This window comes from Pseudomonas sp. PAMC25584, from assembly GCF_058135675.1.
Map to the genome: position 1 here is coordinate 3,032,929 of NZ_CM176870.1, position 16,844 is coordinate 3,049,772.

Annotated in this window: 17 protein-coding genes and 1 pseudogene; 11 read left to right on the forward strand and 7 right to left on the reverse strand. The window is 58.6% G+C overall.

Features of this window, described 5'->3' with window-relative positions; translation table 11 throughout:
• The first annotated feature begins 73 nt into the window (after positions 1-73).
• Together ACS5Q8_RS13890 and ACS5Q8_RS13895 are read left to right on the forward strand one after the other, a co-directional pair.
• Positions 74-424, forward strand: coding sequence for a hypothetical protein (locus tag ACS5Q8_RS13890; RefSeq protein WP_276192896.1), 351 nt, complete (start codon positions 74-76; stop codon positions 422-424).
• A gap of 250 nt (positions 425-674) precedes the next feature.
• The gene (locus ACS5Q8_RS13895) at positions 675-905 is read left to right on the forward strand and encodes a hypothetical protein (RefSeq protein ID WP_276192897.1); all 231 of its coding nucleotides are present in this window, start codon (positions 675-677) and stop codon (positions 903-905) included.
• Between the two features lie 11 nt (positions 906-916).
• On the opposite strand, the gene ACS5Q8_RS13900 is transcribed toward ACS5Q8_RS13895, so the two are convergent.
• Together ACS5Q8_RS13900 and ACS5Q8_RS13905 are read right to left on the reverse strand one after the other, a co-directional pair.
• On the reverse strand, positions 917-1,198 hold the full coding sequence (locus tag ACS5Q8_RS13900) for a YgdI/YgdR family lipoprotein (protein ID WP_247402404.1): 282 nt from the start codon (positions 1,196-1,198) through the stop codon (positions 917-919).
• A gap of 144 nt (positions 1,199-1,342) precedes the next feature.
• Positions 1,343-1,528, reverse strand: a complete 186-nt coding sequence (locus ACS5Q8_RS13905; RefSeq protein WP_247402407.1) for a hypothetical protein — start codon at positions 1,526-1,528, stop codon at positions 1,343-1,345.
• Between the two features lie 310 nt (positions 1,529-1,838).
• Between ACS5Q8_RS13905 and galU the strand changes: the two genes are divergently transcribed.
• Both galU and gorA read left to right on the forward strand, forming a co-directional pair.
• Positions 1,839-2,678 carry a UTP--glucose-1-phosphate uridylyltransferase GalU gene (gene galU / locus ACS5Q8_RS13910; protein ID WP_003212579.1) on the forward strand — a complete coding sequence of 280 codons (840 nt, stop codon included), beginning with the start codon at positions 1,839-1,841 and terminating at the stop codon, positions 2,676-2,678.
• 105 nt (positions 2,679-2,783) lie between these two features.
• Positions 2,784-4,142: a glutathione-disulfide reductase gene (gene gorA, locus ACS5Q8_RS13915; RefSeq protein ID WP_276192899.1), complete on the forward strand. Its 1,359-nt coding sequence runs from the start codon at positions 2,784-2,786 to the stop codon at positions 4,140-4,142.
• Here the strand turns inward: gorA and ACS5Q8_RS13920 are convergent, their stop codons facing one another.
• Positions 4,143-5,150: a DNA-binding protein gene (locus tag ACS5Q8_RS13920; RefSeq protein ID WP_276192900.1), complete on the reverse strand. Its 1,008-nt coding sequence runs from the start codon at positions 5,148-5,150 to the stop codon at positions 4,143-4,145. It abuts the gene before it with no gap.
• Between the two features lie 169 nt (positions 5,151-5,319).
• Between ACS5Q8_RS13920 and ACS5Q8_RS13925 the strand changes: the two genes are divergently transcribed.
• The 3 genes from ACS5Q8_RS13925 (at position 5,320) to ahpF (ending at position 8,620) form a co-directional block, all read left to right on the forward strand.
• A complete protein-coding gene (locus tag ACS5Q8_RS13925; protein ID WP_443696058.1) occupies positions 5,320-6,252 on the forward strand; it encodes a site-specific integrase in 933 nt (310 codons plus the stop codon).
• Positions 6,253-6,385: 133 nt separating this feature from the next.
• Positions 6,386-6,949, forward strand: a complete 564-nt coding sequence (gene ahpC / locus ACS5Q8_RS13930) for an alkyl hydroperoxide reductase subunit C (protein WP_276192902.1) — start codon at positions 6,386-6,388, stop codon at positions 6,947-6,949.
• A gap of 117 nt (positions 6,950-7,066) precedes the next feature.
• Positions 7,067-8,620 (forward strand): alkyl hydroperoxide reductase subunit F, encoded by a 1,554-nt coding sequence (gene ahpF, locus ACS5Q8_RS13935; RefSeq protein ID WP_276192903.1) that lies wholly within the window; start codon positions 7,067-7,069, stop codon positions 8,618-8,620.
• Between the two features lie 74 nt (positions 8,621-8,694).
• Here the strand turns inward: ahpF and gloA are convergent, their stop codons facing one another.
• A complete protein-coding gene (gene gloA, locus ACS5Q8_RS13940) occupies positions 8,695-9,216 on the reverse strand; it encodes a lactoylglutathione lyase (RefSeq protein ID WP_276192904.1) in 522 nt (173 codons plus the stop codon).
• A 197-nt stretch (positions 9,217-9,413) separates the two neighbouring features.
• Between gloA and ACS5Q8_RS13945 the strand changes: the two genes are divergently transcribed.
• On the forward strand, positions 9,414-9,950 hold the full coding sequence (locus tag ACS5Q8_RS13945; protein ID WP_465160321.1) for a DUF4946 domain-containing protein: 537 nt from the start codon (positions 9,414-9,416) through the stop codon (positions 9,948-9,950).
• A 113-nt stretch (positions 9,951-10,063) separates the two neighbouring features.
• Here ACS5Q8_RS13945 and ACS5Q8_RS13950 read toward each other — a convergent pair whose 3' ends face one another.
• The 3 genes from ACS5Q8_RS13950 to ACS5Q8_RS13960 all read right to left on the reverse strand — a co-directional run bounded on the left by ACS5Q8_RS13950 (position 10,064) and on the right by ACS5Q8_RS13960 (position 13,126).
• The gene (locus ACS5Q8_RS13950) at positions 10,064-10,426 is read right to left on the reverse strand and encodes a histone-like nucleoid-structuring protein, MvaT/MvaU family (protein WP_247402038.1); all 363 of its coding nucleotides are present in this window, start codon (positions 10,424-10,426) and stop codon (positions 10,064-10,066) included.
• Between the two features lie 196 nt (positions 10,427-10,622).
• On the reverse strand, positions 10,623-12,164 hold the full coding sequence (locus ACS5Q8_RS13955) for an EAL domain-containing protein (RefSeq protein ID WP_465160322.1): 1,542 nt from the start codon (positions 12,162-12,164) through the stop codon (positions 10,623-10,625).
• 47 nt (positions 12,165-12,211) lie between these two features.
• A complete protein-coding gene (locus ACS5Q8_RS13960) occupies positions 12,212-13,126 on the reverse strand; it encodes a LysR family transcriptional regulator (protein ID WP_276192907.1) in 915 nt (304 codons plus the stop codon).
• 78 nt (positions 13,127-13,204) lie between these two features.
• On the opposite strand from ACS5Q8_RS13960, the pseudogene ACS5Q8_RS13965 reads away from it, so the two are divergent.
• The 3 genes and pseudogenes from ACS5Q8_RS13965 (at position 13,205) to ACS5Q8_RS13975 (ending at position 16,832) form a co-directional block, all read left to right on the forward strand.
• A pseudogene (locus ACS5Q8_RS13965) lies at positions 13,205-14,127 on the forward strand (DMT family transporter).
• Between the two features lie 245 nt (positions 14,128-14,372).
• On the forward strand, positions 14,373-15,449 hold the full coding sequence (hppD, locus tag ACS5Q8_RS13970) for a 4-hydroxyphenylpyruvate dioxygenase (protein WP_465160323.1): 1,077 nt from the start codon (positions 14,373-14,375) through the stop codon (positions 15,447-15,449).
• A gap of 129 nt (positions 15,450-15,578) precedes the next feature.
• The gene (locus ACS5Q8_RS13975; RefSeq protein WP_465160324.1) at positions 15,579-16,832 is read left to right on the forward strand and encodes a dermonecrotic toxin domain-containing protein; all 1,254 of its coding nucleotides are present in this window, start codon (positions 15,579-15,581) and stop codon (positions 16,830-16,832) included.
• The last annotated feature ends 12 nt before the right edge of the window (positions 16,833-16,844 follow it).

Genomic DNA, 16,844 nt, shown 5'->3' on the forward strand with positions numbered 1-16,844 from the left:
CAGAGATAAATCCTACGTGGGCGGGAGAAAATTACCATCCCCGCTGTCGTAGGATCTTTATCGGAGGTTTTATATGAAGTGGAGTGTGTTGGTTCTGGCCTTGGCGATAGCTGGGTGTGCTTCGGTTGCAGATATCAAGCAGACCCCCCCGACCTTGGCGGTCATTTCAGGGAAAAAACCGCAGGAATATGCCGCCTGTGTGGTGCGTAAATTGTCGACTACCCGCCGGCCGCCGCAGATTGAGCCTCATAAAGACGGCGTGCAGGTGATTGTGCCGCAGAAATTCTCCACTGGCCCGTCGGCTATTTTCGAGATTGAAGAACGCTCCAGTGGCAGCAGCATAAAGCTCTACGAGAGCATGTCCAATGTGCCGATCCGTCCTGGCGATGTGAAGAAGGCCGGGGAAGACTGCATTTCCGGTTGAGGCGGTGCATTTCACACGGCACGCTTGAATCCGATAAAGAAGCCTGCCTGCCATTGCGGTGTCAGGCTTTTTTTGCGTGTTGTCCCGTCCTGCATAAGTTCACGCCAATGACGGGGTCAATCTCTATGGTCAAACAGTAGACGGCGTGCTCATCGGGCAGGGTATCCGTTAAACTGTCGGCCATGCACTACAAAAAATGCCGCTCAAACCCTGGGTTTGCGCGGCATTTGTCTTTTTCTGGAACTCTGTCATGAAACGTGAACACGTCAAAGCCCGCCATGCCGAAGGTCAGATCTCGGCCACCCATATCATCCAGAATCCCGCTGATCTGGGAGAGTGGATCGTATTCTTCAAGAAAAGCGGCGGTCGCAGCTTTTTCCTGGTGGATGATCAGGATGAAGTGGAGTCGTTCCAGCGTCTGGATGACCTGATCGAGACGATTCGCAGCCTGGGTATCAAGTCTGCCGAAATTCACATGTAAGGCCGCAGCGCTTACTTGCAGACCACGACCACGCTGCGGCTCTTGAAGTTGCCCACGTCTTTGCCCAGGGTCTTGTCATCTTCGCTCAGGGCGGGCGTGCCCTCGGTGCCGACGATGCGATAACCAGTGCCGGCGCAGGACGCATCGGCCTTTTCATAGCAACCGGCCCAGGAGTTGGCTTCACCCGAGCAGTCGATCGTCAGCCCCTGTTCACCGTTTTTCAGATAAACGTCAGAGGTGGTGGTGCAGCCGGTGAGCGCCAGTACCGCGGTGAGTGCCAGAATCTTGTTCATGTGGGGTCGTCGTCAGGATGTTGGAGGGGTGCGCGGACACTGTCGTGGAGCGTTTGCGGAAGATTATAGCGAACGGCCATGTAGGTACATGACAAACACAAAAAAGCCCCGGTCACCGGGGCTTTGTGCGCAGGGCTTGCAGGCTTACTTGCCCTTTGGCCGCTTGCTCGACGCGTGACCCGCTTCATCTACAAACACTTCGGCTACCGCAACAGCTTCGCGTTCGGTCGCGAACGAGCCGGCAACGCTGTCTCCGTGGAAGTTGATCAAGTGCCAACCGTCCGCACGCTGCGTGATCAGGTAGCCGTTTACGCCTTTGGGTTCTGACATCTATTAACAATCTCGTGGTCTGGTTCAAGGGCGTAATGATAGCGCCAATTGTCGCGCCCCCGCCCAAGTTATTCCAGGTCAATGTTTGAGGCGCAAAAGCGTGCTAAAAGGGTCTCAGCCCATTTTAAACCAGAGGGCAACGTTGTTTTTGTCGTGCCGTTTGTGCCGCTCTTCGTAGGATTAGCGGAACTTACGCGGACATTTTTTCTCTATGATGACATCGCAACGCCAGCAGGACCCATTGTAAGGTGACTGCGGCCTGATTAGACTGCGCCGAATTCCGTACGCACAGCCCTTTGTAAGGACCCATATGATCAAGAAATGCTTGTTCCCAGCAGCCGGTTACGGCACTCGCTTCTTGCCAGCGACCAAAGCCATGCCCAAAGAGATGCTGCCGGTGGTGAACAAGCCACTGATTCAGTACGGCGTCGAAGAGGCACTGGATGCCGGCTTGAATGAAATCTCTATCGTTACCGGCCGTGGTAAGCGCGCGCTGGAAGACCACTTCGACATCAGCTACGAGCTGGAAAACCAGATCAAAGGCACCGACAAGGAAAAATACCTGGTCGGCATCCGTAAGCTGCTCGACGAGTGCTCGTTCTCCTACACCCGTCAAACCCAGATGAAAGGCCTTGGCCACGCCATCCTGACCGGCCGCCCGCTGATCGGTGACGAACCGTTCGCCGTGGTACTGGCGGATGACCTGTGTGTGAACCTGGAAGGCGACGGCGTGCTGACCCAGATGGTCAAGCTGTACCAGAAGTACCGTTGCACCATCGTCGCGGTTCAAGAGGTTGATCCTCAAGAAACCAACAAGTACGGCGTTATCGCCGGCGACGATATCGGCGATGGCCTGATCCGCGTGCGTGACATGGTCGAGAAGCCAGCGCCTGAAGATGCCCCGTCGAACCTCGCGATCATCGGTCGTTACATCCTGACCCCGGACATCTTCAAGCTGATCGAAGAAACCGAGCCGGGCAAGGGTGGCGAGATCCAGATTACCGACGCCCTGTTGAAGCAGGCCAAAGACGGTTGCGTGATCGCCTACAAGTTCAAAGGTCGTCGTTTTGACTGCGGTGGCGCCGAAGGCTACATCGAAGCGACCAACTTCTGCTACGAGCACTTCTACAAGACCGGCAAGGCTTACTGATTCACGGTTGCCCGTCTGTTGTGAGAGAAAGCCACCTTCGGGTGGCTTTTTCGTTTTTCAGCCCCAACTAAGTCGGTATGCTGATTGCCTGCCGAGGAGAGTGAAATGGCCTACGATTTTGACCTGTATGTGATTGGCGCCGGTTCCGGCGGTGTTCGTGCTGCGCGCTTTGCCGCTGGTTTTGGCGCCAAAGTGGGCGTGGCGGAAAGCCGCTATCTGGGCGGCACGTGCGTGAACGTCGGCTGCGTGCCGAAGAAGTTGCTGGTCTACGGCGCGCATTTTGCCGAAGATTTCGAGCAGGCCAGCGGTTTTGGTTGGTCCCTGGGTGAAGCGAACTTTGACTGGGCGACCCTGATCGCCAACAAGGACCGCGAGATCAACCGCCTCAACGGCATCTATCGCAACCTGCTGGTCAACAGCGGCGTGACCCTGCACGAAGGGCATGCGCGACTGGTCGATCCGCATCAGGTGGAAATCAATGGCGAGCGCTTCACGGCCAAGCACATCCTGATCGCGACCGGCGGCTGGCCGCAGATTCCGCAGATTCCGGGGCATGAGCACGCGATTGGTTCCAATGAAGCGTTCTTCCTCAAGGCATTGCCCAAGCGCGTGCTGGTGGTGGGCGGTGGCTATATCGCCGTTGAATTCGCCGGAATTTTCCATGGCTTGGGTGCGCAGACGTCTTTGCTGTATCGCGGCGACCTGTTCCTGCGCGGTTTTGACGGTGCGGTGCGCAAGCACCTGCAGGAAGAACTGACCAAGCGCGGCCTGGATCTGCAGTTCAATGCCGATATCGAGCGGATCGACAAGCAAGCCGATGGCAGCCTCAAGGCCACCCTCAAAGACGGGCGCGTGCTGGAAACGGACTGTGTGTTCTACGCCACCGGCCGCCGGCCGATGCTGGATAACCTGGGCCTGGAAAACACTGGGGTCAAACTCGATAAGCGCGGTTTTGTCGAGGTGGATGACCTGTACCAGACCGCCGAATCGTCGATCCTGGCGATTGGCGATGTGATCGGTCGCGTGCAGTTGACCCCGGTGGCCCTGGCCGAAGGCATGGCCGTGGCGCGCCGCCTGTTCAAGCCGGAGCAGTATCGCCCGGTGGACTACGCGATGATCCCGACGGCGGTGTTCAGCCTGCCGAACATCGGTACGGTCGGCCTGAGCGAGGAGGACGCGAAGAGCAAAGGCCATAAGGTGACCGTGTTCGAGAGCCGTTTCCGGCCAATGAAGCTGACATTGACCGACTGCCAGGAGAAGACCCTGATGAAACTGGTGGTCGACGCCGACACCGACAAGGTGCTGGGTTGCCATATGGTCGGCCCGGACGCCGGGGAAATCGTGCAGGGCTTGGCGATCGCGCTCAAGGCGGGCGCGACCAAGCAGCACTTTGATGAAACCATTGGCGTACACCCGACGGCGGCGGAAGAGTTCGTCACCATGCGCACGCCCGTGGCCGACTGATCAGGTGCTGGCCGTTGCCTCGGCGGTTGCTGCAATGGCGACCGTCAGGCGCAACGCCTCAATGCTGGTCTGGGCCTTGATCAGGTCCAGCTCCAGTGTCTTGTTGGTCTGCTGAAATTCGCTCAGCGCGGCTTGGCGCGACTGGCTCTCCTGCACCGCGACCCGCAGGCGCTCCTGAAGCAGGGCGCGTTCGCTGTCGATCTGCTTCAATTGTTCGCTCAGTTTGAGTTGCTGCGCCTGGTCCTTGCGCACTTGCTCCTGCAATGCCGCCAGCTCCTTCACGGTTACTCGATGCTCGATCAGCAGGCGCTCGTTGTCGCGGTGCAACTGGGTGATCTCGTCCTGGCGCACCATTGCGCTCTGCTGGGCCTGGCGCAGTTCCGCCTGAACCTGCTGCACCTGGCCTTCGTGGCGTCGTTGCTCCTGTTCGCGCTGCTCTTTGATTGCGTTGCGGTAATGCTCCAGTGCATCCCGAGCGTGCAGGTGTTTATCTTCCAGCGAGCGAATCTGTTCGTCCTTGTCGCTGATGCGTAACTCGTAGTCACTGCACGCCTGGCTCAGCCCGGCGTTACGGGTTTGCTCGGTCTGCAGGCTGGTGCTGGCGGTTTGCAGGGCCGCGCTTTCGTCGGCTAGGGCCGCGGCCTGGATATCGAATTGCTGCTGCAGTTGCTTATGGGCTGTTTGCAGCGTTTCGAGTTGGCCGAGCAGGGCGGTTTTCTGTTGCTCAAATTTCGCCACGGCCAGGTCAATCGGCTCCTGGGCTTTGTCTTTAAGGCGCTGGGCGAGCCGCGCCACCAGTTCGCCCAGTTCGTCGTCGATGGGCGCTTCGGTGATGGTTTGCCGCGTTTCACTCTCGTCCAGTTCCTTCAAGTAGCGATGAATCGTGGTTTTCGAGCCGGTATTACCCATTTCGATGCGTACCGCATCAATGCTGGGGTTTTCGCCGCGGGCGAGGATCGCCAGGCGTGCCGTTTGAACGACTGCTTTGTTTATGCCGCCACGAGCCATGGGGTCTCCGTCGATTTAGTACTGTGGTACATGGTATGTATATACATACTATAACACCAATAGTCATCGGTTAAAAATCATGATCTAACAGATGGGATATTGGCGTATTATCCCGTGTCAGCGCGGTTTTAGCCGTGAGTACGCCCCTCAGCAGTACGAAAAGGCCTTCATGAGCGATCTGGATCGTTACCTCAACGCCGCTACCCGCGATAACACGCGCCGCAGTTATCGAGCAGCCATCGAGCACTTCGAGGTGAGCTGGGGCGGATTCCTGCCCGCCACCAGCGACAACGTGGCGCGTTACCTCGTGGCGCATGCCGGGGTGTTGGCGGTGAATACCTTGAAGCTGCGGCTTTCAGCGTTGGCGCAGTGGCATACGAGCCAGGGCTTTCCCGATCCGACCAAGGCGCCAGTCGTGCGCAAGGTGCTCAAGGGGATTCGCGCCGTGCACCCTGCGCGCGAGAAGCAGGCAGAGCCGTTGCAGCTCAAGCACCTGGAGCAGGTGGTGGCATGCCTGGAAGGAGAGGCGCGAGCGGCGAGCGAAGCCCGGGACCCCGCCGGACTGCTGCGCGCCAAACGTGACCGCGCGTTGATCCTGCTGGGCTTCTGGCGAGGTTTTCGCAGTGATGAGTTGTGCCGATTGAGCATCGAGCACGTTCAGGCCGTGCCCGGGGCTGGCATCAGCCTGTACCTGCCGCGCAGCAAAAGCGACCGCGACAACGTTGGCAAGACCTACCAAACCCCGGCATTGCTGCGGCTATGCCCGGTGCAGGCCTACAGCGAATGGCTCAGCGCCTCGGCGCTGGTCCGCGGCCCGGTGTTTCGCGGGATTGACCGTTGGGGCAACGTGGGCGAGGCGGGGTTGCACCCCAACAGCGTGATCCCGCTGTTGCGCCAGGCCCTGGAGCGCGCGGGCATCCCGGCCGAGCAATACACCAGCCACTCCCTGCGCCGGGGCTTTGCCACTTGGGCTCATCGCAGCGGTTGGGATTTGAAGTCGTTGATGAGTTACGTCGGCTGGAGCGACATGAAATCCGCCATGCGCTATGTTGAAGCGACGCCCTTTCTTGGCATGACCCTGGCCACCCAGCCGCTGATTTGAGGTTTCTTCTATTAATACTGTCAGTTGATAGAGAAAGCCAATCGCGAGCATCAGGTTTGCCAATGAGCCATCGGCCGCAAGAGTGGGTAGGATTCATCTCATCAACTTACTAACCCCTGACGGAGAGTCAACGATGCCTATCATCAACAGCCAAGTAAAACCGTTCAAAGCGACCGCCTACAAAAACGGCAACTTCGTAGACGTGTCTGACGCTGACCTGAAAGGCAAATGGTCGGTAGTGTTCTTCTACCCGGCCGACTTCACCTTCGTTTGCCCAACCGAGCTGGAAGACCTGGCTGACAACTACGCCGAATTCCAGAAGCTGGGCGTCGAGATCTACAGCGTTTCTACCGACACCCACTTTGCCCACGCTGCCTGGCACAACACCTCGCCAGCCATCGGCAAGATCCAGTACACCATGATCGGCGACCCAACCCTGACCATCTCCCGCAACTTCGACGTGCTGATCGAAGACGCCGGCCTGGCAGATCGCGGTACTTTCGTGATCAACCCGGAAGGTCAGATCAAGATCGTTGAACTGAACGACGGCGGTGTTGGCCGTGACGCTTCCGAGCTGCTGCGCAAAATCAAAGCTGCTCAATACGTCGCTGCCCACCCAGGCGAAGTGTGCCCAGCCAAGTGGAAAGAAGGCGAGGCCACCCTGGCTCCGTCTCTGGACCTGGTCGGCAAGATCTAAGTCTGTGACACATCAAGGGCGGGATTCCGCACCTAAGTAAGCTGCAGCCGCCCTCAAAAACGCCCGGGCGAGATTCGCTCGGGCGTTTTTTTTACCGAATCAAAAGGAATCGCCCGTATGTTGGACGCCAATCTTAAAGCTCAGTTGAAGTCATACCTGGAACGGGTCACCCAGCCGATCGAGATCGTCGCCTCCCTCGATGACGGCGCGAAGTCCCAGGAAATGCTGGCTCTTTTGCAGGACGTAAGCAGCCTCACCACGCTGATTACCCTGAAAACCGATGGTGACGATGCGCGCAAACCCTCGTTCTCCATCAACCGCCCGGGTGCCGATATCAGCCTGCGTTTTGCCGGCATCCCCATGGGCCATGAATTCACTTCGCTGGTGTTGGCCCTGCTGCAAGTCGGTGGCCACCCGTCGAAGGCCAGTGTCGAAGTGATTGAACAGATTAGCGCCCTCAAAGGCGAGTTCAGCTTCGAGACGTACTTCTCGCTGTCCTGCCAGAACTGCCCGGACGTGGTCCAGGCGCTGAACCTGATGGCCGTGCTGAACCCGAACATCCATCATGTGGCCATCGACGGCGCGCTGTTCCAGGCCGAAGTCGATGAGCGTCAGGTCATGGCTGTACCAAGCGTCTACCTCAACGGGGTGAACTTCGGCCAGGGCCGCATGGGCCTGGAAGAAATCCTCGCCAAGCTCGACACCAGCGGCATCGAAAAAGCTGCCGAGAAGATCAGTGCCAAGGCGGCATTCGATGTGCTGGTGGTCGGCGGTGGCCCGGCCGGTTCGGCGGCGGCTATTTATGCTGCGCGCAAAGGTATCCGTACCGGTGTCGCGGCGGAGCGTTTTGGCGGCCAGGTGCTGGACACCATGTCCATCGAGAACTTTATCTCGGTGCAGGAAACCGAAGGGCCGAAGCTGGTCAGCGCGCTTGAAGCCCATGTGCGTCAGTATGACGTGGACATCATGAACCTGCAGCGTGCCAGTAGCCTGGTGCCGGCGAAGAATGCCGGTGACTTGCACGAAATTCGCTTTGAAAGCGGTGCGACGCTTAAGTCGAAGACCGTGATCCTGGCCACCGGCGCCCGCTGGCGTGAAATGGGTGTGCCGGGTGAGCAGGAATACAAAGCCAAGGGCGTGTGCTTCTGCCCGCACTGCGACGGCCCACTGTTCAAGGGCAAGCGCGTGGCGGTGATCGGCGGCGGTAACTCCGGCGTTGAAGCGGCCATCGACCTGGCCGGTATCGTCAGCCACGTCACCTTGCTTGAGTTCGACAGCAAGCTGCGCGCCGACGCTGTGTTGCAGCGCAAGCTGTTCAGCCTGCCTAACGTCGACGTGATCACCAGCGCGCTGACCAGTGAGGTTAAAGGCGATGGCCAGAAAGTCACTGGTCTGGTGTACAAGAATCGCGACAACGGCGAGTTCACGACCATCGACCTGGAAGGCATCTTTGTGCAGATCGGTTTGTTGCCGAACACCGACTGGCTCAAAGGCACGGTCGAACTGTCGCCCCGTGGCGAGATCATTGTCGACGCACGTGGCGAAACCTCACTGCCAGGCATCTTCGCTGCCGGTGACGTGACCACTGTGCCGTACAAGCAGATCGTGATTGCGGTGGGCGAGGGCGCCAAGGCGTCCCTGAGTGCTTTTGATCACCTGATCCGTAGCTAGGCGCCAGCATAAAATCCGGCCCGGAAATGAAAAACCCCATGTGTAAGCATGGGGTTTTTTATGGCCTGGGATGTTTACAGTGGCGCTGGCTGAATGATCTCAACCCAGTAAGCGTCCGGGTCCTTGATGAACGCCAGGCTCTTCATGCGGCCATCGTTCAGGCGCTTCTGGAAGTCGCAACCCAGGGCCTCGAAACGCTCGCACGCAGCCACGATATCCGGCACCGAAATACAGATATGGCCAAAGCCACGTGGGTCGGTGTTGCCATTGTGATAGGCGAAGTCGGCGTCGTTTTCGGTGCCGTGGTTGTGGGTCAGTTCCAGGATGCCTGGGATCGATTTCATCCACTGGGTACGCTCGGCGGCGTCCGCCGGAATCTGGGCCTTGTCCACCAGCGCCAGGAAGTACAGGCTGAATTCCGCTTCCGGGAAGTCGCGTTTTTCTACCAGCGAGAAACCCAGGACACGGGTGTAGAAATCCAGGGACTTGGTGATGTCCTTGACCCGCAACATGGTGTGATTGAACACGAAGTTCGAGGTGGCGGTGTCAGGTTGGGCGGTGACGCCCGGGAAAGTGTTCAGATCGTGCAGGCTCATGGACCCTCCAGAAAAAATGGGGCAAACGCGGCGTGAGATGAGAGGTGCGTTCCCTTGGCTTGCGGCAAGCATTCGTGCAGCTGGGCCATGATACGCAAGGCCCGCCCACTGCGCCAAATGAAAAAGGTCACGCAGGCCTTGCGACTCGCGGGGGCTGGGCCGCAAACTTTGGCGCTTGAACCTGGGGTGTTTTTGCAATGATCGAATGTCGTACACCGCTGTTGAGCGCGTTGTGTTTGCTGTTGAGTAGCCCCTTGGCGCTGGCGGCCGAACCGGAAATCCACTGGCCCAGTGGCTGGCAAATCGAAGAAGTGGTCACTGACAAAGAGACGCCAGCCAGCACTCAAAACGTGTCTCGGCAGCGGGCAATCAAGAATGATGAAAATGGCGCGACAGTGATGGTCATGGAGTTGACGGGTACCCCGATCGAGGCCGGGCATGCGGTCAATCTTGAGGGCGTGTTACTGGAAATGCGCAAGTCCATCCAGAAAGATTTTGCCCAGGGCGGCTATCAAAGTGTGTGCAGCAAGATGCGTCCTACAACATTGAGCCGTCTTGAAGCGCTGGAAACTACTTGCGTGATTACCGAGAACGGCCGGCACGTACTCTCGCAAACATTGGTTGGCGCTGTTGATACCGATAAAGCCTTTGTTTTTTCATACGCGGGCCAGGCGCAAGCATACGAAGCGAGCAAGGATGAAGTCCGTTCGGTGCGCGACAGTCTGAAACTTTGAAAGGCGCTGTCCCCAACATTTTTGAACGAAGTGAAATGTTATTTAAGTTCGCATTCGAACCGTTAAACAAAAAAGCCCCGCTATTGCGGGGCTCTTTGTAAATGCCTTTTCGATCAGCTGCGAAGCCAGGAATCTACAGTGGCGGCGCCATACTGTTCTTTCCAGGCTTTCAGGCCGCGGTGGTTGCCGCCTTTAGTCTCGATCAGTTCGCCGGTGTGCGGGTTGTGGTAAACCTTGACCACGCGCGCGCGGCGCTGTTTTGGTGCGGTCGCGCTCGCTGCGGCCTTGCCTGGGTTAGGATCAAGGATGGAAATGATGTCGCGCAGGCCCTTGCCGTAGCTCTTCATCAACGCTTGCAGTTTTTCTTCGAATTCGATTTCTTTCTTCAGGCCAGCGTCGTTCTTCAGGGATTCCAGCTGGGCAAGCTGCTCTTGAAGGGCTTTTTCTGCTGCGCGAAATTCGGCGAGTCTGGACAAAATATTTACTCCAATAGTGTATTTGGCTGATATCAACTGCAGATAACGCTATAAGCCAAGAGCGGTAAGGCGACTCGAGAAAGAGGCCTTCCTGCGAGTTCTGCACAGGTATGAAAAATTGTAGTAGTTAATCCGCCACGAGTAAATCATGTCTTTAGCTAATTAACACTCTTTCATCGGCGCGGTAGATGGCTATTCAATGGCTGGTCAGAGATTTAATGAACTCATCGCAGGGTAGCGGGCGCCCGAACAGGTAACCCTGCAGGAAATCCACGCCTTGTGCTGCCAGGTATTCACATTGCTCGATTGTTTCCACGCCTTCGGCAACGATGCCCAAGTCGAGCTTGCCGGAGAGCTCTATGATGCTGTCCAGAATATGCCGCGAGAGTGCATCTACACCGATCATGGCGACAAAGCTCTGGTCGATCTTCAAGTAGTCGACATTGAAGTTACGCAAGTAGGTCAGGCTGGAGTGACCGGTGCCGAAGTCATCGATTGCAATCATCACCCCCAGTTCGTGCAGCGCATCGAACAGGCGGCGGGTGATGTCGGTAGGCTTGATCAGTTCGCGTTCGGTCAACTCCAGCACCAGGATCACCTGGCCAGGCGTGAAGGCAGCGAGAAACTCCCGGCAGTCCTCCACCAAGGCCAGGTCCTGACAATGACGGGCGGTGATATTCACGCCGATATGGAAACCGCGGGCGAAACGCTCGGCATGCGGCGCCAATTGCGCCGCCGTCTGGCGCAGCAGCGCGCGAGTCATGGGCACGATCAGGCCACAGTCCTCAGCCAGTGGAATAAACAGGTCCGGCCGCACCAGGCCTTCCTTGGGGTGGTTCCAGCGCATCAGGACTTCGCAGCCAGCCCACTCGCGCGTATCGCCGCGTACCACCGGCTGGAAATAGGCGATGAACTCATTGGCACCCAAGGCCCGGTGCAGTTCGTGGGTCGGGGCTGACGAGCGTTTTTGCAACCAATGAGCCGACGCACCCGCCAGTGCGCCAAAGAATCCCACCAGGATGAACAGCGCCGGGTAACGATCCTGCAGATAGCGCCAGACTTCCCCGGCCGGCATGCCGGCGTCGACGCTGTAGCCATAACGCGTGGACGCCAGGTGGTGGTGGGCCACGGCAAACACCGGCAGCGCACTGTCGCGCACCTTGCCGTCAGCGCTCATCCAGTGAGGCCCGACCTGTAGGACGAGCTCTGCGTTGTGGCTGATCAGGCGCAGCGCGTTGCTCAGGTGATAGCCGTCAATCGATGCAAATGCGCCTTTATCGCCGTCGACCAGGCGGTATACCAACAGCGCGGTACCCGGTGTGACCGGGTTGCCATTCATCAACCACAAGCGCCCATCAACATAATCGTCCGGGTTGACCGGTGATTCGTAACCACCGCCGAACAGGGAGCTGCAATAGATGTTTTTCTGCCAGGACAAGGTGGTCGCCCTTACAAACGGCCGGCGCGTCACCTGTTCACGCAGTGCCAGCTTTACCGTGTTGTCACAGGGCTGACCGGCCAGCGGCAGTAACGCCTGGGCGGCGAGGGCAGTGTTGTCGAGCATCAGGTCGAACTGGCGCACGGCTTCCTGGGCCGTCTGCGCGGTACTTTGTTGCAGGGTGTGTTCAGCCTGCCAATGCAGGATGACCACGCCCGCCCCGATCGGCAGCAGCGCGCTGAGCGCGGTGATCAGATAGCGCGTGGCGCGCTTTCGCGGGGCGTTGACGGTCAGGGGCATGGGGCGGACGGTCTGTCGTGGGATGGGGCGTGCCGGGCGGCACACGATTAACTCGATGATAGATGGCCGGGCCCGATTAAGCTCGCCGCAGCTGAGAAATCTACGCTCTGCGCTACGCGAATGAAGGCCAGGGTCGCAGGCGTCGACTGGCGTTGATCCAGCACCGCCAGGCCAATTTCGCGGCTGACCGGCGGGGACAGCGGACGCACGGTGTAGCGCGCATCCGGCGTTTCGGGCAACGACGCCTGGGCCACCACGCTGACGCCGTCACCACGGCTCACCGCCTCCAGGGTGCTGAGCAGTTGCGAGCAGCGATATCGCACCTTCGGGCTCAGCCGAGCCGTGTCGAACAGTCGCGAGACCAGCTCCAGCGAACCGGCTTCAGTGAGGATGAACGGGTCAGCGCACAGCGCCTTCAACGCCACGCATGAGCGTTCGGCCAAGGGGTGGGCTGCGGGCAAAAGGGCGACCATCTGGTCTTTGAATAGCGCAAACGTATCGAATCGTTCGTGCTCCAACACTACAAACCCTACATCGATACGCCGCTCATCCAGCCATTGGATCACCTGGCGATCCGGGCCTTCGTCGACATGCACTTCAATGCCCGGATACTGCATCCGGTAGCGCTTTAAAATGCGCGGCAGCAGGCGATTGGATGAGGTGGGGCCGAAAGAGCCGATGCGCAGGGTGCCGCGCTTCATCCCGCGCGCGTCGCAGGCTTCCTGCTGCAAGGTGTCGGCCACGCCGAGCAGTGTGCGGGCGCGCATCAGCAGTTGCCGGCCGATGTCGCTGAGTTCAACTTGGGACTGATGGCGTCGAAATAGCTCGACGCCCAGCTCTTGCTCCAGGGCTTTGATGGCGTGGGATACAGCGGACTGGCTGATCCCCAGGCGATGGGCCGCGCTGGTGAACCCCTGCAGTTCTGCGACCCGGGAGAATATTTCCAATTGCGTGAGAGTCATGAGTATTTACTCATTTTACGATGATTGATCATTAGCTGGAGGATACGCCAATCCTGCAAGCCACAGAGCAACCCACCGATGACATCTTCTCCGGACCACTCGACCTACCTGAAGCTCGCCGCTGTGACCATGATCTGGGGTGGGACTTTCGTGGCCGGCCGCTATCTGGCCGCCGACCTAGAACCGCTGCTGGCAGCGACACTGCGTTTTCTATTGGCGAGTGTTGCGCTATTGGTCTTTATGGCCTGCGCACGCGTGCGCCTGAGTCGCCCAGACGCCAGGCAGTGCGTGCGTCTGGCCGTGCTGGGTTTTTTCGGCATCTTTTCTACAACCTGTGCTTCTTTTACGGCCTGCATTACGTCAATGCATCGCGAGCCTCCTTGATTGTCGCCTTGAACCCAGCGGTGATCGGCGTGGCTTCATGGTTGCTGTTCAAGGAGCGCCTGGGTGCAGCCAGGTGGCTGGGGATTGCCTTGTGCCTGGCCGGCGCGGGCACGGTGATTGTCAGTCGCAACCCCCAACTGTTGCAGGGGGCAGACTACGCCTGGCGCGGCGATTTGCTGATCTTCGGCTGCGTGGTGGGGTGGGGCGTGTACTCGTTGTGTTCCCGTGAACTCAACCAACGCCTGGGCCCCTTGCAAACGGTCACCTGGTCGATTCTGCTGGGCACGGGGATGCTGATGATCACCACCCTCATCAGTGGCGGGATCACTCTGAATGCGCTGGCCGCCGTCCATCTGCCGCAACTGCTCGGCCTGTTGTATCTCGGGGTGGTGGGCTCGGCGGTGGCCTATATCGGCTGGTACGACGGTATTCGCCGAATCGGCGCGACCCGCGCCGGTGTGTTTATCGCCCTGAATCCGCTGACCGCGGTCATTTGCGGCGCGGTGTTGCTGGATGAGCAACTGACTCCACCCATGTTGTTGGGCGGCGCGGTGATCCTGCTTGGCATCTACCTGTGCAACAAACCCCTTGCTGCGGCCAGGCCAATGGGGATTTGATAAGAGGGCGGACAAATACTGTTACGCTGTGTAGAATCGGTTTACGCATACAAGAATATGGACTTGCGCTCACGCAAGCCTCAGCCGTCAGAGACTGATGTAACCATGAAGCTACTCGGCTCCCCCCTGATCTTTGGTGACTTCCTCGCCCGTAGCGTGCGAGGTCTCTCGTGTGCGCCTCCCTCCTGCTTCATCCTTGCTGGCAATTGACATCCGTTCATCACAAGAATGAAGAGGCGCCGAACATGGCTGACCAATACGAAAACCCAATGGGCCTGATGGGCTTTGAATTCATCGAGTTCGCATCGCCCACACCCGGCACCCTGGAGCCGATCTTCGAGATCATGGGCTTCAGCAAAGTCGCGACCCACCGCTCCAAGAACGTTGACTTGTATCGCCAGGGTGAGATCAACCTGATTCTCAACAACGAGCCCAACAGCATCGCCTCCTACTTTGCGGCCGAGCACGGCCCATCGGTGTGCGGTATGGCGTTTCGCGTGAAGGATTCGCAAAAGGCCTACAACCGCGCCCTGGAACTGGGCGCCCAGCCGATCCATATCGAAACCGGGCCGATGGAGCTGAACCTGCCGGCGATCAAAGGCATCGGCGGTGCGCCGCTGTACCTGATCGACCGCTTCGGCGAAGGCAGCTCGCTCTACGACATCGATTTCGTCTACCTCGACGGCGTGGAGCGCAACCCGGTCGGCGCCGGCCTCAAGGTCATCGATCACCTGACCCACAACGTGTATCGCGGGCGCATGGCCTACTGGGCCAACTTCTACGAGAAGCTGTTCAACTTCCGTGAAGCGCGTTATTTCGATATCAAGGGCGAGTACACCGGCCTGACCTCCAAGGCCATGAGCGCTCCGGACGGCATGATCCGCATCCCGCTCAACGAAGAGTCGTCCAAGGGCGCCGGGCAGATCGAAGAGTTCCTGATGCAGTTCAACGGTGAAGGTATCCAGCACGTGGCGTTCCTCACCGACGACCTGGTCAAGACTTGGGACGCGTTGAAGAAAATCGGCATGCGCTTCATGACTGCGCCGCCGGATACCTACTATGAAATGCTCGAAGGCCGCCTGCCGAACCATGGCGAGCCGGTGGACCAGTTGCAAGCGCGCGGCATCCTGCTCGACGGCTCGTCCATTGAAGGCGACAAACGCCTGCTGTTGCAGATCTTCTCGGAAACCCTGATGGGCCCGGTGTTCTTCGAGTTCATCCAGCGCAAGGGCGATGATGGCTTTGGCGAGGGCAACTTCAAGGCACTGTTTGAGTCCATCGAGCGTGACCAGGTGCGTCGCGGTGTATTGACCGCCGACTGATCACGTTGTCGTCACCACAAGCCCGGTAGAGGTCGCCTCTGCCGGGCTTTTTTTGTGCGGAACCGTATCTCGACCAGCGCCCACAAAGATGACAGGACCGCAGGAAACAGCCTGCCCCTTGATGCAGGGATGCCGTACTTCAGTATTCATGCCGCCGAGATCCTCTTTATGATCAATACGTCCTATGCAAACCCACAGACGTCTACGCCTTACACGCACAGTCAGCCCGTCGCGTCCACTCGCAGCACCCGCTCGGTCAGCGACTCGGACCCAGTCGACCTGGCGTTTCAAACCTACATGGACCGTGTGCAGTCAGAGTTCCAGAACGGTTCGCTGAGCACCGGGGGGCGCGCGCTGGCTTATGCCGCCGTCAGGCCCGACAAGCCGGGAGCGCCTGGGGTGCAGGTGTCTACCTTCGCCGTCGATGGCGCGCAATCCAACGACCTCGTAATGGTCAAGCGCACGCCGGCGACCGCCGAAGGTCCGAACTTTTTGATGTATTTGCCGGAGAAAGAAGGCCAATCGTTTCACGCATTCAATACCCCTGAGGAAATGACGGCCTGGCACAAGGCGTCGCTCAGCGATCCAAAGGCGCGGGACAAGTTTGCTGCACACTTCGCCCGTGACGCGGCGCCAAAGCAAGTGGAGCGGGTCAAGCAGGTGCTGGAAAAATTTGCCGCTGGCGATTCCCGTGCGGTGATCGGCAGCTATGCGTATGAGAAGGGGGACATCTTTACGCGCCTGAACAAAGACGCCAGCACCCCGCCGGTGCCCGTCAATGGCTTAACCAATACGCAGCTCTACAACCTGTCGCCGGACGGCAAGGCCACCTACGTCGGGACGCGCGCGGATGGAAATAAGGTGCTTTACAATTATGATGCTTACGGCAACCTGCATGGCGGTGCCGCAGACGGACAGTACTTGGTGCGTAACGGGCTGAACAATAACGAGCCGCTCGTAAAGATGACGCGTGAGAGATACAACGCGAATCTGCGCAATGTTGCCCTGGACAATGTGGGCGCCAATAATCGAAGTGGGCTCTACGATGAGTTCCTCAAACAGCTCAGAAACCCTGGCCATGGCCTGGGGACGGCGCTGAAAGAGTTGGGCGTTCCTGAAGACGTGGCTTACTCGGTCGAGAAAATCGCGAAGAACCCGGTCACGGGGACATTGCTTGAGCTGAACCAAAACAATCGGCTTGGCAATCTGTTTGGCGTTAAGAAAGAAGTGATGGATGCCGCCTTGGAAGATATAGGCAATGAGGTGCAGAGCAGCATCCCGATTTACGGCAAAAGGAGGGAGCAACTGAATACCGTGGCCGACTTACTGGAAAAGCAGTTCGGCACGCCTGAGCAACCAACGGCTCAGGTGCGAATCGGTTAAGTCGCCACATAG

Excerpts from the sequence above, each read along its gene's own strand:
- ACS5Q8_RS13960 (WP_276192907.1), bottom strand. The coding sequence starts at position 13,126 with ATGACTCTCACGCAATTGGAAATATTCTCCCGGGTCGCAGAACTGCAG.
- ACS5Q8_RS13905 (WP_247402407.1), bottom strand. The coding sequence starts at position 1,528 with ATGTCAGAACCCAAAGGCGTAAACGGCTACCTGATCACGCAGCGTGCG.
- ahpF (WP_276192903.1), top strand. The coding sequence starts at position 7,067 with ATGTTGGACGCCAATCTTAAAGCTCAGTTGAAGTCATACCTGGAACGG.
- ahpC (WP_276192902.1), top strand. The coding sequence starts at position 6,386 with ATGCCTATCATCAACAGCCAAGTAAAACCGTTCAAAGCGACCGCCTAC.
- hppD (WP_465160323.1), top strand. The coding sequence starts at position 14,373 with ATGGCTGACCAATACGAAAACCCAATGGGCCTGATGGGCTTTGAATTC.
- ACS5Q8_RS13945 (WP_465160321.1), top strand. The coding sequence starts at position 9,414 with ATGATCGAATGTCGTACACCGCTGTTGAGCGCGTTGTGTTTGCTGTTG.
- ACS5Q8_RS13925 (WP_443696058.1), top strand. The coding sequence starts at position 5,320 with ATGAGCGATCTGGATCGTTACCTCAACGCCGCTACCCGCGATAACACG.
- galU (WP_003212579.1), top strand. The coding sequence starts at position 1,839 with ATGATCAAGAAATGCTTGTTCCCAGCAGCCGGTTACGGCACTCGCTTC.
- ACS5Q8_RS13895 (WP_276192897.1), top strand. The coding sequence starts at position 675 with ATGAAACGTGAACACGTCAAAGCCCGCCATGCCGAAGGTCAGATCTCG.
- gloA (WP_276192904.1), bottom strand. The coding sequence starts at position 9,216 with ATGAGCCTGCACGATCTGAACACTTTCCCGGGCGTCACCGCCCAACCT.
- ACS5Q8_RS13890 (WP_276192896.1), top strand. The coding sequence starts at position 74 with ATGAAGTGGAGTGTGTTGGTTCTGGCCTTGGCGATAGCTGGGTGTGCT.
- ACS5Q8_RS13955 (WP_465160322.1), bottom strand. The coding sequence starts at position 12,164 with ATGCCCCTGACCGTCAACGCCCCGCGAAAGCGCGCCACGCGCTATCTG.
- ACS5Q8_RS13975 (WP_465160324.1), top strand. The coding sequence starts at position 15,579 with ATGCCGTACTTCAGTATTCATGCCGCCGAGATCCTCTTTATGATCAAT.
- gorA (WP_276192899.1), top strand. The coding sequence starts at position 2,784 with ATGGCCTACGATTTTGACCTGTATGTGATTGGCGCCGGTTCCGGCGGT.
- ACS5Q8_RS13900 (WP_247402404.1), bottom strand. The coding sequence starts at position 1,198 with ATGAACAAGATTCTGGCACTCACCGCGGTACTGGCGCTCACCGGCTGC.
- ACS5Q8_RS13920 (WP_276192900.1), bottom strand. The coding sequence starts at position 5,150 with ATGGCTCGTGGCGGCATAAACAAAGCAGTCGTTCAAACGGCACGCCTG.